Origin of the sequence: Plantactinospora sonchi (assembly GCF_036422035.1) — a bacterium.
Classification (GTDB): Bacteria; Actinomycetota; Actinomycetes; order Mycobacteriales; family Micromonosporaceae; genus Plantactinospora; species Plantactinospora sonchi.
In genome coordinates this window covers 1-13719 of sequence record NZ_JAZGQK010000023.1, presented here as the reverse complement: position 1 = coordinate 13719, position 13719 = coordinate 1, and the positions used below count along the sequence as shown (strand labels likewise).

Genomic DNA, 13719 nt, shown 5'->3' with positions numbered 1-13719 from the left:
AAAGGTCAAGTCAGCGATGATGAGCGGCGTGGACGACAAGAGCCTGACCGAGAACAGCGCCGGCACCAACCGTACGAGCCTGTGGGGTGGTCGGTTCGCCGGCGGTCCCGCCGAGGCGCTGGCGAGACTGTCGGTCAGTGTCCAGTTCGACTGGCGGCTCGCCCCGTACGACCTGGCCGGCTCGCGGGCGCACGCCCGGGTGCTGGCCTCCGCCGGCCTGCTCGACCCGGACGAGCTGGGCCGGATGCTGGCCGCCCTGGACGACCTGGAGGCGGCGGTCCGCACCGGTACGTTCCGCCCCACCGTCGAGGACGAGGACGTGCACACCGCGTTGGAGCGGGGGCTGCTGGAGCGGCTCGGCACACTCGGCGGCAAGTTGCGGGCCGGCCGGTCCCGTAACGACCAGGTCGCCACCGACCTTCGGCTCTACCTGCGGGACCACGCCCGTGGGTTGGCCGCCCGGATCGTCGGCCTGGCTGACGCCCTGGTCGAGCAGGCGGCCCGCAACCTGGAGACCCCGGCCCCGGGCATGACCCACGTGCAGCACGCCCAGCCGGTCACCTTCGGGCACTGGCTGCTGGCGCACGTCCAGCCGTTGCTGCGGGACCTGGAACGGCTGCGGGACTGGGACCACCGGGCGGCGGTGAGCCCGCTGGGCGCCGGTGCGCTGGCCGGCTCCGGGCTGCCGCTGGATCCGGTCGCGGTCTCCAAGGAGCTGGGCTTCCGGACCTCGTTCGCCAACTCGATGGACGCGGTCGCGGACCGGGACTTCGTCGCCGAGTTCCTTTTTGTCACCGCGCTGCTCGGGGTGCACCTGTCCCGGCTCGGCGAGGAGGTGGTGATGTGGACCTCGCAGGAGTTCGGCTGGGTGGAGCTGGACGACTCGTTCGCCACCGGTTCGTCGATCATGCCGCAGAAGAAGAACGCGGACATCGCCGAGCTGGCCCGGGGCAAGTCCGGTCGGTTGATCGGTGGGCTGGTCACCGTGCTCACCATGCTCAAGGGTCTGCCGCTGACGTACGACCGGGACATGCAGGAGGACAAGGAACCGGCGTTCGACGCTCTCGACACCCTCGACCTGGTGCTGCCCGCGCTGGCCGGCATGATCTCGACCATGACGGTCCGGGTGGACCGGCTCGCCGCCGCCGCCCCGGTCGGCTTCTCGCTCGCCACCGAGGTCGCCGACTGGCTGGTCCGCAAGGGAGTGCCGTTCCGGGAGGCGCACGAGGTGACCGGGCAGCTGGTGGCGCTCTGCGTGGCCCGGGACTGCGAGCTCGACGAGGTTTCCGACGACGATCTGCGTGCGGTGAGTGACCACCTCGACCCGGGGGTGCGGGACGTGCTGTCGGTCCGTTCGGCGCTGGCCGCCCGGATCACGCCCGGGTCGACCGGGCCGGGGCCGGTCGCCGACCAGCTCGCCTCCGCCGCCGACCAGTTGGACAGCTGGCGGGAGTGGTCGACCGAGCAGGTCATTCCTCGGTGAGCGGTCGGCGGTCCGAAGCCGTGGCAGGTGGTTCCGGTGGATCAGGTCACCGACGGTCGACTGGGTTTTTCCGGCCGGTCCGGCCCCCACACACCCTCCGGATCCGCAGCTCTGGCTTGCTGTAAACCAGTGGTTCACAGTGCTAGGCTTCCGGTGTAAACCACTGGTTGTCAGGAGCGTGGACCATGGATGCGCCGGAAAACCCGTTCGACCGCCTCGCCGCGTCCGAGTACGCGGACCTCGTCGCCCGCGCGGAGCGGGCGGTGCGGGAGATCACCGGGACGTTGGCCGGGCATCCGGCCTTTGACGTAGCGCGGGGTGAGCCGAAGGCCGGCGACGTCGACGACGAGACGACCAGCCGGACCGGGGCGCTGCGTCGGGTCCGCGCCGGGCGGGCGACCCAGGCGTTGCTCGCCGAGGCGGCCGCCCGGTGCGCGGCCGAGGACGCGGCGGACGCGGTCTGGCTGGGCGCCAGCCTGGCCGACCTGGGCGAGGTCGTCGGCAGCACCCGGCAGGCGGCCCGGAAGCGTTGGCCTGACCTGGGCCGCGTCCATCGGGCCCGCCGGTGGGTCGCCGGCCATGCCGACGACCTGGTGACCGTGCTGGGCATGGTGCGGGACGAGGCGGCGGGCTACACCGCGCCGGAGGGTGCCGACGAGGCCCTCGACCGGGCTGTCCGGGCCCTGGACGACGCGCTGCGGGCGGTGCTGCGTGATCGTGACTCCGGCTCGGTGTGTGATCCACGGACCGGCCGGCCGGTGCGGTGGCGCCGGTTGGCGGAGGTGGTGGACGGCGAGCTGCGTACCCTGGTCGACCTCGCGGTGCCGACGACGCCGCGGTCCGACACCGCGCTGGCGGCCGGGCGAGGGGTGCTGGCACACCACGACGCGGTGCTCGCCGAGCCCGCGTCCGCGACCGCCTGACCGGTCGGGTGCGATGGCCTCCGGAGGTCACTCCGTCCGACGACGCCGGAGGCCACGCCCGTTCGGGTGCGCCGCCCGCTTGTCTGCGTGACCGTCGCAGGTCTGCGGCGCGGGTATGGCGGAAACCTTGACCAGCGCGTCCAGATGCCCCATCGGAGTGCCGTCCCGGGCGAGCCGCTGGCCGCTGATCCACACCCACTGGTTGTCGTAGTACCGGGACAGGTCGAGGCGGACGAACTCGACCAGCAGCAGCAGCGCCTGGTCGCCGTACCGCCAGTCGTCCTTGCCGAGGGCGAGCACCGTACCGGGGGCGATCTCCGGCGGCTCCTGTCGGGTCACCGGAACCGCCGGGCCGCGGTGTTGCGTCGTACGCCCACGCTGGCGCAGGCCGTGCAGCTGAGGTTGCTGCCGCACGCCGGACACCAGCGGCGGGACGTCCGGTAGGCGCAGAGGCCGGCGATGAAGCCCAGGACGATCCCCGCGATCGCTGCCGCGGTGACATACATGGCAGGCCCTCCGTTCGGCGACTGAAAGTAACCTTTGCGTCGCCCGTGGCGGGCCGCAAGGCCGGACGGCGAGATCGCGAGCGAGTGAGCGATTGAGAACGGTGAATCACCGATGGGAATGCGTCGATGCGTGTAGGTGGGTCGCCTCGCCGCTCGGTCGGCCGCTCAGGGTGCGGCTCGGGCCGCCGGGCGGGACCGCGACTCGGCTCGGGGCGGCCGTTCCGGCGGCTCAGGCTGGCGTCAGGAAGTGTCCGTCGGCCCGGATCAGTTCGCCGGTGACGTGTCCGTTCGCCGACGAGCAGAGGAAGACGACGAGGTTGGCGACCTCGACCGCCTCGGTGGTCCGGCCGGTGGCGGCGGCCGCGGCGGCCTGCCGCAGCAGATCGTCCGGGAGTCGGCGGTCGCCGACCACGAAGCCCGCCATCACCAGGTTGGTCAGGATGCCGGCGGACGCCAGTTCCCGGGACATGGTCCGGGTGAGTCCGTGAAGTCCCGACTTCGGGGTGACGTACGCGGCGGCACCGGACCTCCCGTCCTCGACGAGACCGGTCGAGACGTGCACGATCCGTCCCCAGCCGTTCGCCCGCATCGACGCCACCGCCGCCTGGGACAGCAGGTAGTGCCCGAGCAGGTTGGTGGCCAGGGAGCGGCGCATCCGGTCCGCCGGGGCGGTCTCGAACATCTCGTCGGGGGCCGGGGGACCGGGGAAGGCGACCGCGTTGTTGACCAGTACGTCGATTCCGCCCAGTTCGGTCAGTGCCCGGTCGGCGCCGTGGCGCAGGCGCGCCTCGTCGCCGAGGTCGAGTCCGATCACGAGGGGCCGACCGCCGGCCTGTTCGACAAGTGTGGCCGTGTGTGCGGCGCCGGCCTCGTCGCGGTGGTAGCCGATCGCGACGGTGGCTCCCTCCTCGCCGAAGGCGACCGCGATGGCCCGACCGATGTTGCTCGAGGCGCCGGTGACCAGGACGCGCTTCTCCCGAAGACCGAGTTCCATCTTCCTCTCCTTTCGTTAGCCGGCTAAATAATTAGCTAGCCGGCTAACGAAGTCAAGTCGCCGGGGGTCGCTATAGGGTCGGCGCATGGCGCATGAGCGGGAGTTCCGGAACGTGCTCGCCCTGGTCTCCCGGGGATTGAAGGGCACCTCGGCGACCGGGCTGCGACGGCTCGGCCTGCACGTCGGGCAGAACTTCCTCCTTGAGGAGCTGTGCCGGCAGGACCGGCAGACGCCAGGCGAGCTGGCCCGCCGGATCGGGGTGGAGGTGCCGACTGTCACCCGGACGGCCCAGCGTATGGAGGGCGCCGGACTGGTCGTCCGGACGCCGGACGAGAGCGACCGTCGCGCGGTCCGGGTCGGGTTGACGGACCGGGGTCGGGCGCTCTGCGGTGAGCTGCCCGAGATGCTCGACGAGGTCGCCGGTCAGGCGCTCACCGGACTGTCCGGGACCGAACGGCGACAGCTGGTCGACCTGTTGCGGCGGGTTGCGGCGAACCTCGGCGCCGCCCCGTCGGACGACCCTCCCGGCCGCCGCTGATGACGGTGCCCACGGTCACCCGCTCCGGCGGCGGACGGCGCAACGGGTACCGGCGTCGCTCCGCCCGGGTACGCCGATGACCGAGCTCGACGACCTCGCCGCCCTGCTGGCCGGGCCGGTGCTGCCCGCCGCCCGGGGACTGCTCGGTGCCACCCTCGCGGCGAACGACGTCACCGTCCGGATCACCGAGGTCGAGGCGTACGCCGGCAGTGGCGGGGACCCGGCGTCGCACGCGCATCGGGGTCGTACTCCGCGCAACTCCGTGATGTTCGGTCCGGCCGGGTACGCGTACGCGTACTTCACCTACGGGATGCACTGGTGCGTCAACGTCGTCACCGGGCCGGACGGGGAGGCGTCGGCCGTACTGATCCGGGCCGGCGAGGTGGTGGAGGGGCTCGACGTGGCCCGGAGCCGTCGGGTGGCGGTACGCCGGGACGTGGACCTGGCCCGCGGACCCGCCCGGCTCTGCGCGGCCCTCGGCCTGGACGGCGCGGTCTACGGCCGCTACCTGCTCGGCGACGGGCCGGTACGACTCCGTCCGCCGGCCGGTCCGGTGCCGCCGTCGATGATCGCCACCGGTCCCCGGGTCGGCGTCACCGGCGCGCACGACCTGCCGTGGCGGTTCTGGATCGCCGGCGATCCGACGGTCAGTGACTACCGCCGCCACGTGCCCCGTCGGGCGCGGCCGGCCCGCCCCGCCTGACGGGATGGTCGACGGGGCGGTTACCCCCTACGATTGACTACGGTCAATCATCGGTCGTGTGCGCTCCGCAGTGGGTTCGCGCCGACCGGACGCCGATTTCGGGGGAGGCGGCCCATGCGGCAACCGACGGCTCGATACCAGAACTTCCTGATGGACAGCGACCGCTGGACGGGTTTCCCGTTCCGGGCCGGAGACATCGTGATCTCGACGCCGGGCAAGTGCGGTACGACGTGGACGCAGATGATCTGTGCCCTGTTGATCTTCCAGTCGACCGACTTTCCGCAGCTGCTCAGCGTCATGTCCCCCTGGCCCGACGTGTTCACCCGTAGGCGGGAGGAGATCCTGGCCGATCTGGAGGCGCAGGACCACCGCAGGTTCGTGAAGACCCACACACCGCTCGACGGACTCCCCTTCGACGAACGGGTCACCTACGTGACGGTCGGACGGGACCCTCGGGACGTCGCGATCTCCTTCGACAACCACATGGCCAACACCGACTTCGACAGTCTGATGAGTCTGCGTGCCACCGCGATCGGCGAGCCGCTCCCGGCCACCACGACCGGACAGGTTTCCGGCGACGCCGGGCCGACCATGTTGCCGCCCGGTGTTCCCCAGCCGGACCAGTCGCCCCACCAGCGGTTCTGGAGCTGGATGGAGGCCGAGGACGACTTCGTCGGACTGCCGACGATGCTGCACCATCTGGACACCTTCTGGCAGGCCCGACACCTGCCCAACGTTGTCCTGCTGCACTACGACGAGATGAAGGCGGACCTCGACGCGGTGATGCGTCGGCTCGCCGACCGGCTCGGCATCGAGGTGCCCGGTGACCGCTGGTCGGCCCTGGTCCGGGCGGCCGAGTTCACCGAGATGAAGCGCCGGGCGCAGGAACTCGCACCGGAGGCCGTCATCTGGCGGGACCCGGACCGCTTCTTCAACCGCGGTGTCAGCGGCCAGTGGCGGGACCTGCTCGACGACGACGACCTGCGGCGCTACCGGGAGCGGGTGTACGCCGTCGTCGAGCCCGAACTGGTGGCCTGGATCCACCAGGCGGCGCCCCTCGACCCACCGTGACACCGGGCCACCGTGAGCACGTCGCCGACGGGCGCGGCCCGGCGGGCGGGCGTCAGCGGGCGGGTGGACGTCAGCGGCGGGCGCAGATCTCGGTGTGGTGGGCACAGGCCGGATACCCGGCCGCGGTCAACACGTTCGCCTGGGCGTCGCCGGTCAGGTAGTCGACGAGGGCCGACGCCAACGAGGCCGCACCGGTCGACTGCTGCCGGCGGTAGACGTACTCCACCGTCCAGAAGGGATACCCGGCACCGAGGTCAGCGGGAGCGGTGTCCCGGCCGTCCAGCCGGACCGGCAGCACGGCGGGCAGCGCCTGCCGGGCGTCGGGGGCGTCGGCGTACCCGATCGCCCCCGCCACCTCGGCGACCCGGCGGAGCAGGCTGGCCGTGGTGCTCTCCTCGCAGAGGATGGTCGCCTCGCTGGCGTACGTCCGGTTCATGCAGTCCGACGAGGTCCGTTCCCCCTGGGACCGTGGTGTACGCCCGTCGCCGAGCACGTACCGCTCGAACGTGACCCGACTGCCCGACTGGCCACGACCGACGATCTTCACCGGGATCGGTGCCAGCCGCGGGTCGACGTCCCGCCAGGTCTTCTGCCGGCCGTCGAAGATCCGGCGGATCTGCGCGGTGCTCAGGGTGAGTGAGTCCGCGCCCGGACCGGTCACCGACGGGTGCACCACGATGCTGAACGGCACGATCGCCACCGCCCGCTCGACGAGCCCGGGGAAGGCGTTCGGGTCCGCCGCGCCGTCGGAGAGCGCGACCCGGCTCTGGTCGCCGTCGGGAAGGTCCCGCAGCTGTTCCAGCCCGTGCTGGCTGTTCGAGACCGACAGCCGGATCGTGGCGTCCTCGCAGTAGGCGGTGTAGGAACCGACCACCCGGCTGGCCGCGGTGCCGAAGGCGCTCGACCCGCCCACGTCCAGGGTGCCCTCGACACACCGGGGCGCGCCCGGCGGGGTGGGACGCAGCCCGGCGGAGTTGACCAGCCAGACCACGATCAGCGCCCCGGCGCAGAGCGACGCGGTCACCGTGGTCGCCACCCGCCAGTTCCGGACGTTGCGCTGCTGCTGCCGACGGGCGTCGACGATCTCGCCGCCCTTGAGCACGCCGCCGACCCGCACGACGTTCTCCTCGCTGTGTCCGGAGAGCAGGACCAGCAGCTTGAACCGGCTCGCCGAGTTGAGGTGCTCGGCCGGCAGCACCACCCGGTTCTCGTCGGCGGTGACCTTCGGCGCGACCACTCTGACCAGGTCGGGCGGATGCGCCTCGGTCACGTCGACGGTCTTCACCGTACGACGCCCGAACTCCAACTCGACCGGGAGCTGGTAGTCGTCGTTGGTGATGTCGGTCCGGCCCTCGTTGGTGATCCGGACAACCACCATGGACGGATCGGCGATCACCTCGTCCTGCCGGTCGTGCAGCCGGACCAGTTCGCCGGCGTCCGGCGGGTCGAGACCGAGCCGGGAGTTGAACAGGACGTTGTAGGAGAGGACCTTCCGGCCGGCCTGGCGGGCCCGGACCTCCTTCCAGACGCCCCACCCGGCGGAGAGCACCAGCCCGAGGAAGAGGGTCCAGACGCCGCCCTGGGCCAGCAGGATCTCCGCCACCACGTCGACGACACTGCCGAGCGATTTCGACATCGGTACCTCCCCCGAGGGTTGGCAGTGCACCAGGGGAAGCTGACCGTGGCACGCCGGTCGGGCATCGGCGACGACTCCGGTTGATGACGTACGGGTGAACTCGGTCGTCGCGGCGTCGACCCGGCCGATCCGTTTGGGCCTCCCGCGCCGTCGACGTCCACCCGGGCCGGTCCAGCGGCCTGAGCCACCCGGGCCGCTCCGAGCCGGCAGTGGTCCACAGGGGCCCGTCCATGCCGGTCGTGGTCCACGTGGGCCGGCCCGCGCCCCGGCGGTCAGCCGGAGACGCGGGCCGGTGGAGACGGACCTGGGCGCCGGTCGTTACGGGTAGTTCGTCAGGTACCGCTGCTGGTTCGCCAGGTTGGCCGGCTCGCCGGTGTTGTTGATGATCCGGTTGATGGTGCCGACGCCGCCCAGGGAGACGGTCACCATGTTGTGGAACCGGACCCCGGAATTGTTCGGTACCTCGAACGACCGTTCGTTCACCACCGCCGGGTTGACGTTGAAGTAGCAGTAGCTGCCCAGGCCCCACGCCTCGTGACTGGTCACCGAGTCGGCCACCTTGTAGGCGGCGTAGCCCCGGGTCGACCCGTTCATCCAGGCCGCCTGGTTCGGCGGGTCGTACGGCTTCTCGTTCTGGAAGAAGTACGTCCGTCCGCCGTTGCCGTTCCAGATCACCTCGTACTTCTGGTAGTGCTCGACGAAGAGGCCGTACATCGTGACGTTGTCGCCGTTGACCACCAGCCCGGTGTCGGCCGGGTTGACCGTCCAGCCGTACGTTCCGGGGTCGCCGTGGTCGGCCCGCCACAGCCACATGTGGTCGCCGATCACGTTGTCACTGTTGATCCGCAGGCTGGTGGTGGCCTTGCCGGCGACCGCGCCGCCGATCCGGAAGAAGACGTCGTGCAGCGAGGTGGGGTTGGCGGCGTGGTTCGCCGACGACCCGGCCGGGCCGACCTCCATCAGCACCGAGGAGTTCGTCGCACCGGCCTCGAACATCAGACCGGCGACCTTGACCCCGTCGACGTCCGCGACGGTCATCGCGGTGACCCCGTTCTGCGGCTCGATCGTCGCCAGGCCGAGGCCGAGGACCACCGTGTCGGGGCGGGTGACCCGGATGGTGTCGTTGAGCCGGTAGAGGCCGGGGGTGAAGAGCAGGTTCTTGCCCTGGGCCAGGGCGGCGTTGATGGTCGCCGCGGTGGCACCCGGGCGGACCACGTAGAACGTGCTCAGCGAGAGCGACGAACCGACCGGGGTCTTGTTGTACCAGCTGGTGCCGGTCGAGTTGGCGCGCAGGCCGGGGACGAAGACCCGGTACTCGCCGTTGCCGGCGACGTACAGGAAGGGCTTCTCCCGGACCACCGGGGTCTGCGGGATCACCGTGTGCGACGGGTTGGGGAAGTGCGGCGGCGGGGCGCCGGTCACGCCCTGGAACACCATGTTCCACACCGAACCGGTCCAGCTGCCGAACTCACTGTTGCGGGAGTACCACTGCTGCTGCGAGCCGGAGACGACCATTCCGTCGATCTTCGTATCGGCCATCAGGCCGCCGCTGGACCAGCCGTCGCCGCCGTTCCAGAGCTGGATCTGGTTGCCCGCGCCGCGCAGGTGCATCCGACGGTACGGCGCCGCCTGGGAGACCGCCCAGCGTTCGACGATCGTACCGGCCGGCAGGGTCACCGAGAGGTTCTCGGCGGACCGCCAGAAGTTCTGCGTGGCGTTGCCGCCCATCCAGAACGCCTCGACCCGGACGTGCCCGTTCAGGTTGACGTCGTCCGGGGACATGCCGAGCCCGGCGACCTGGGTGAAGAAGCCGAGGTTGACGTCGGCGGTGTAGGTGCCGGGCTTGAACAGCACGGCGTAGCGCCGGGGGGCGAACTGCGCCGTCTCCTGCTCGGTGAAGAGCGTGTTCAGCCGGCTCTGGATGGTCGACGTCGGGGTCGACGGGTCGAAGACGAAGGTGTTCGGGCCGAAGTTCGGGTTGAACGGGTCGGTCGGTTCGACCGTGCCCGGGTTGCCGCCGCCGCCGAACTCGCCGATGACCTGGAACTCCCAGAGCGAGTACCCGTAGCCGGTGGCCCGGGCGGTGCCGTACATCCGGACGTACCGGCCGGTGCCGGTGACGTTGAGGGTCTGGTTGCCACCGGTGGCGCTGGTGGTGCTGTAGACGTTGCTCCAGGTGGAGCCGTTCTCGGAGGTCTGGATCTGGAAGGCGGTGGCGTAGGCGGCTTCCCAGCGGAGCACCACCTGGCTGATCGCGGCGGTGGCGCCCAGGTCGACCTGGAGCCACTGTGGATCGCTGAACGCGCTGGACCACCGGGTGCCGTTGTTGCCGTCGACCGCCGCCGAGGCCGGAACGCCGGCGTTCTCGACGGACGAGGCGGTGGCCGGCCGACCCTGGGAGATGAGGGTGGGTGCGGCCTGCGCCGCCGGTGTCGGACCGGTGAACGGGGCTGCGGTCAGCAGGAGCGTAGCGGCCACGGCGAGCGCGAGGGGACGGCCGCGGCCACGGCGTCCGGACGGTGTCCGACTGGAAATACGATGAAAAATCATCACGGTACCTGTCCATGGGGGATCGTCCGACGTCGCCCGTCAGGTGCGGGAAGGAACGACGACGGTGGGGACGGTGTGGTGTGACGGAGCCGGACCGGTACGGCGAGGTACGTCGTGCGCCGGGCCGGCGTGGGACGGGTGGGGGACGGGGGAGAGGGGTTGGGGGTCGATGCCGGAGAGCGCTCTCCCGACGGGCAGAGTCTTGCGCCAGCGCTCCGCAGCCGTCAAGACATCAATCTATTACAACGTAATTTATCCTGATTGCCGGATTACGCGGATTCGTCGGGACGGACCGGTCCGGCAGCCCGCCGGGCCGCGCCGTCATCCGGCCTCCGGCCCGGCCCCGGCCCGGGCTCGCCGGCCGTTCCGGCCCACGTCAGCCCACGGAGGCCCGCCGCCGACGTCAGCCCACGACACCCTCGGCCGACGTCAGCCACGGACGCCCGGCCCACCTCAGCCCGCGGATTGACCCCGGGCCGACGTCAGCGGCGGATGCCGCCGGCCGCGAGCAGTTGGGCGACCGGCAGGGTGGCGGCGCCCAGCGCGACCGCGTCGACGCCGAGCTGGCCCAGCTCGATCTCGGCCTGCTCGTACGGCTGGCGCAACGCCTGGCCGGCCGCCGCCTCCCGGATCGCCGGGAGTAGTCGGGCGCCGAGCGCCACGCCGGCCCAACCCCCCAGCACCACCCGTTCCGGGTTGAACAGGTTGATCAGGTTCGCCACCCCGGCACCCAGGTAGCCGGCCGTCTCGGTCAGCACTCGACGGGCGGTCGCCGAGTCGTCCGCCGCCTCGATCAGGGCGTTGAGCCGGGTCTCCTCGTCGGCACCGGGAACGGCGCGGCCACGCCGGGCCTCCCGGTAACGGTCGAGGATGCCCTCCGCCCCGACGTACGCCTCCAGGCAGCCGCGCGCCCCGCACCGGCAGGTACGGCCGCCGTACACCAGGGTGGTGTGTCCCCACTCGCCGGCGCTGCTCGACGAGCCGCGGTACATCACCCCGTTGGTCACCACGGCGGCGCCGACGCCGGAGCCGACCAGGGCGAAGACGGCGTGCCGGCTGCCCCGGCCGGCACCGAACCACATCTCCGCCTGGCCCAGTGTCTTCGCGCCGTTGTCCACGTGGACCGGTAGGTCGATCTCGGCCCGGACCAGCCGTTCCAGCGGTACCCCGTGCCAGCCGAGGGTCTGCGCGTGCACCAGCGCCTCGCTGCCCTGCACCACCACGCCGGAGACGCCGATGCCGACGCCGAGGATGTCCGAGCGGGAGACGCCGGCCTGTTCGGTGACGGCGGCCAGCCCGGCCAGGATGTGCCGGACCACCGCCTCCGGTGCCGGCCCGGCCGAGTCGAGCGGGTAGTCCGCGCTGGCCAGCAGCTTCATCGCCAGGTCGAAGAGTTCCACCCGGACCCGGGTCTCCCCGACGTCGACCCCGGCCACCACGGCGAACCGGGGAGCCACCCGGAGCATCATGCTGGGCCGCCCGCCGTCGGACTCGACCGCGCCGGCCTCGACCACCAGGCCGGCCCCGATCAGGTCGCCGACCACGTTGCTGACCGCGGGCTGGCTCAGGCCGGTGCTGCGGGCCAGGTCCTGCCGGGTCAGGGGGCCCTCGAGGAACAACTTCGAGAGCAGGGCGGACCGGTTGCGCTGGCGCACGATCCGGTTCGTCGTCCGTTCCAGGTCCACCCACCACCTCGATAAACCCGGCTTGCCGGGAGTCACTGTACGGCCAGTCCTTGACGGCCGGCCCGCCACACACTTTAATAACGGCGTTAATTAAGGCTTGATGGAACCCCCGGCGGGAGCGCTACCACCCACCGGTGCAGATCGTGCCCCACCGCTCCCACCACCTCCCGGCCGTCCGAGGACCCGCCTCCGGCGAACCCGCCGACGGGCACCCGGACCGGCCGCCGACGCAGAAGGGCAGACCGTGTCGAAGAGACACCTCGCAATGGTCGCCGCGGCCCTGCTGACGACCGCCTCCCTCGCCGCCTGCGGTGACTCGGGCGGCTCGTCGGGCGAGGCCGCGAAGACGCTCACCTACTGGGCGAGCAACCAGGGCGCCAGCATCGAGTTCGACAAGCAGACGCTGCAGCCCGAGCTCGACAAGTTCGAGAAGCAGACCGGCATCAAGGTCAACCTTGAGGTGGTGCCATGGTCGGATCTGCTCAACCGACTGCTCGCCGCCGCCACCTCGGGCAAGGGCCCCGACGTGGTGAACATCGGCAACACCTGGTCGGCGTCGCTGCAGGCGACCGGCGCGCTCGTACCGTTCGACGACGCGACGCTGAGCGCCGTGGGGGGCAAGGACCGGTTCGTGCCGGCCGCGCTCGCCGCCGCGGGCGCCCCCGGCCAGCCGCCGGCCGCGGTGCCGCTGTACAGCCTCGCGTACGCGCTCTACTACAACAAGAAGATGTTCAACGACGCCGGCATCGCCAACCCGCCCGCCACCTGGGAGGAACTGGTCGAGACCGGCAAGAAGCTGACCAAGGACGGCCGGTGGGGTCTCGCCGTCGAGGCGGCCAACCCGTCGGAGAACGCCCACCACGCCTTCACCTTCGGCCAGCAGTGGGGCGGCGAGTGGTTCGACCAGGCCGGCAAGCCGACCTTCGACACCCCGCAGAACGTCGCGGCGGTGAAGCGGTACATCGACCTGATGGCGGTCGACAAGGTCGTCAACCCGAGCAACGCCGAGTACGCCCAGAACCAGTCGGTCGCGGACTTCGCCAACCGCAAGGCGGCGATGCTGCTCTGGCAGGCCGCCGGCAACAACTTCAAGGCCCAGGGGATGAGCCCCGACGAGTGGGGCGTCGCCCCGGTGCCGTTCCCGGCCGCCACCCCGCCCGGTGGCAAGCGGATCAACAGCATGGTCGCCGGCATCAACATCGCGGTCTTCAAGCACACCGAGAACAAGGACGGTGCGCTGCAGTTCGTGAAGTTCATGACCAGTGACGAGGAGCAGACCATCCTCAACAAGACCTACGGCTCGCTGCCGTCGGTCAAGACCGCGGGCGCCGACCCGGCGTTCCAGGCCCCGGAGCAGAAGGTGCTGCAGGAGGTGCTCAACACCACCGCCGCACCGCTGCCGCAGGTGCCCGACGAGAGCGAGTTCGAGACGCTGGTCGGCACCGCGATGAAGGAACTCTTCGCCGACGTCGCGAGCGGCAAGTCCGTCACCGACGCGCAGATCAAGGAAAAGCTCAGCGTGGCGCAGCAGAAGATGGGCAGCTGAGCGGCAACACCTGAAGCGGTCCGGCCCCCCCCCCCCGGCGGCGCCCGGCCCCCCCGCCCAACCTGGCCCGGGGGGGGGGCCCCC

12 protein-coding genes are annotated in these 13719 nt (G+C 71.3%); 6 read left to right on the top strand and 6 right to left on the bottom strand.

Annotated elements, in window-relative coordinates; genetic code table 11:
• Positions 1–19: 19 nt before the first annotated feature.
• Together argH and V1633_RS24985 are read left to right on the top strand one after the other, a co-directional pair.
• The gene (gene argH, locus V1633_RS24990; protein ID WP_331216974.1) at positions 20–1483 is read left to right on the top strand and encodes an argininosuccinate lyase; all 1464 of its coding nucleotides are present in this window, start codon (positions 20–22) and stop codon (positions 1481–1483) included.
• 185 nt (positions 1484–1668) lie between these two features.
• Complete coding sequence (locus tag V1633_RS24985) at positions 1669–2406, top strand: hypothetical protein (protein WP_331216835.1); 738 nt, start codon at positions 1669–1671, stop codon at positions 2404–2406.
• Between the two features lie 27 nt (positions 2407–2433).
• On the opposite strand, the gene V1633_RS24980 is transcribed toward V1633_RS24985, so the two are convergent.
• The 3 genes from V1633_RS24980 to V1633_RS24970 form a co-directional block, all read right to left on the bottom strand.
• Positions 2434–2745 carry a hypothetical protein gene (locus V1633_RS24980; RefSeq protein WP_331216834.1) on the bottom strand — a complete coding sequence of 104 codons (312 nt, stop codon included), beginning with the start codon at positions 2743–2745 and terminating at the stop codon, positions 2434–2436.
• A complete protein-coding gene (locus tag V1633_RS24975) occupies positions 2742–2912 on the bottom strand; it encodes a hypothetical protein (RefSeq protein ID WP_331216833.1) in 171 nt (56 codons plus the stop codon). Before V1633_RS24975 ends, V1633_RS24980 begins: the two co-directional genes overlap by 4 nt.
• A 229-nt stretch (positions 2913–3141) precedes the next feature.
• The gene (locus tag V1633_RS24970) at positions 3142–3906 is read right to left on the bottom strand and encodes an SDR family NAD(P)-dependent oxidoreductase (RefSeq protein ID WP_331216832.1); all 765 of its coding nucleotides are present in this window, start codon (positions 3904–3906) and stop codon (positions 3142–3144) included.
• Between the two features lie 85 nt (positions 3907–3991).
• Here V1633_RS24970 and V1633_RS24965 point away from each other — a divergent pair, with 85 nt between their 5' ends.
• The 3 genes from V1633_RS24965 to V1633_RS24955 all read left to right on the top strand — a co-directional run bounded on the left by V1633_RS24965 (position 3992) and on the right by V1633_RS24955 (position 6218).
• A complete protein-coding gene (locus V1633_RS24965) occupies positions 3992–4444 on the top strand; it encodes a MarR family winged helix-turn-helix transcriptional regulator (RefSeq protein ID WP_331216831.1) in 453 nt (150 codons plus the stop codon).
• Between the two features lie 76 nt (positions 4445–4520).
• Complete coding sequence (locus V1633_RS24960; RefSeq protein ID WP_331216830.1) at positions 4521–5147, top strand: DNA-3-methyladenine glycosylase; 627 nt, start codon at positions 4521–4523, stop codon at positions 5145–5147.
• A 114-nt stretch (positions 5148–5261) separates the two neighbouring features.
• Entirely contained in the window at positions 5262–6218 is a 957-nt protein-coding gene (locus V1633_RS24955; protein ID WP_331216829.1) for a sulfotransferase domain-containing protein, read from the top strand.
• A 70-nt stretch (positions 6219–6288) separates the two neighbouring features.
• Here the strand turns inward: V1633_RS24955 and V1633_RS24950 are convergent, their stop codons facing one another.
• The 3 genes from V1633_RS24950 to V1633_RS24940 form a co-directional block, all read right to left on the bottom strand.
• The gene (locus tag V1633_RS24950; protein ID WP_331216828.1) at positions 6289–7854 is read right to left on the bottom strand and encodes a PstS family phosphate ABC transporter substrate-binding protein; all 1566 of its coding nucleotides are present in this window, start codon (positions 7852–7854) and stop codon (positions 6289–6291) included.
• Positions 7855–8172: 318 nt separating this feature from the next.
• Positions 8173–10404, bottom strand: a complete 2232-nt coding sequence (locus tag V1633_RS24945; RefSeq protein ID WP_331216827.1) for a discoidin domain-containing protein — start codon at positions 10402–10404, stop codon at positions 8173–8175.
• Positions 10405–10886: 482 nt separating this feature from the next.
• Complete coding sequence (locus V1633_RS24940) at positions 10887–12089, bottom strand: ROK family transcriptional regulator (protein WP_331216826.1); 1203 nt, start codon at positions 12087–12089, stop codon at positions 10887–10889.
• 244 nt (positions 12090–12333) lie between these two features.
• Here V1633_RS24940 and V1633_RS24935 point away from each other — a divergent pair, with 244 nt between their 5' ends.
• The gene (locus V1633_RS24935) at positions 12334–13635 is read left to right on the top strand and encodes an ABC transporter substrate-binding protein (RefSeq protein WP_331216825.1); all 1302 of its coding nucleotides are present in this window, start codon (positions 12334–12336) and stop codon (positions 13633–13635) included.
• Positions 13636–13719: the final 84 nt, after the last annotated feature.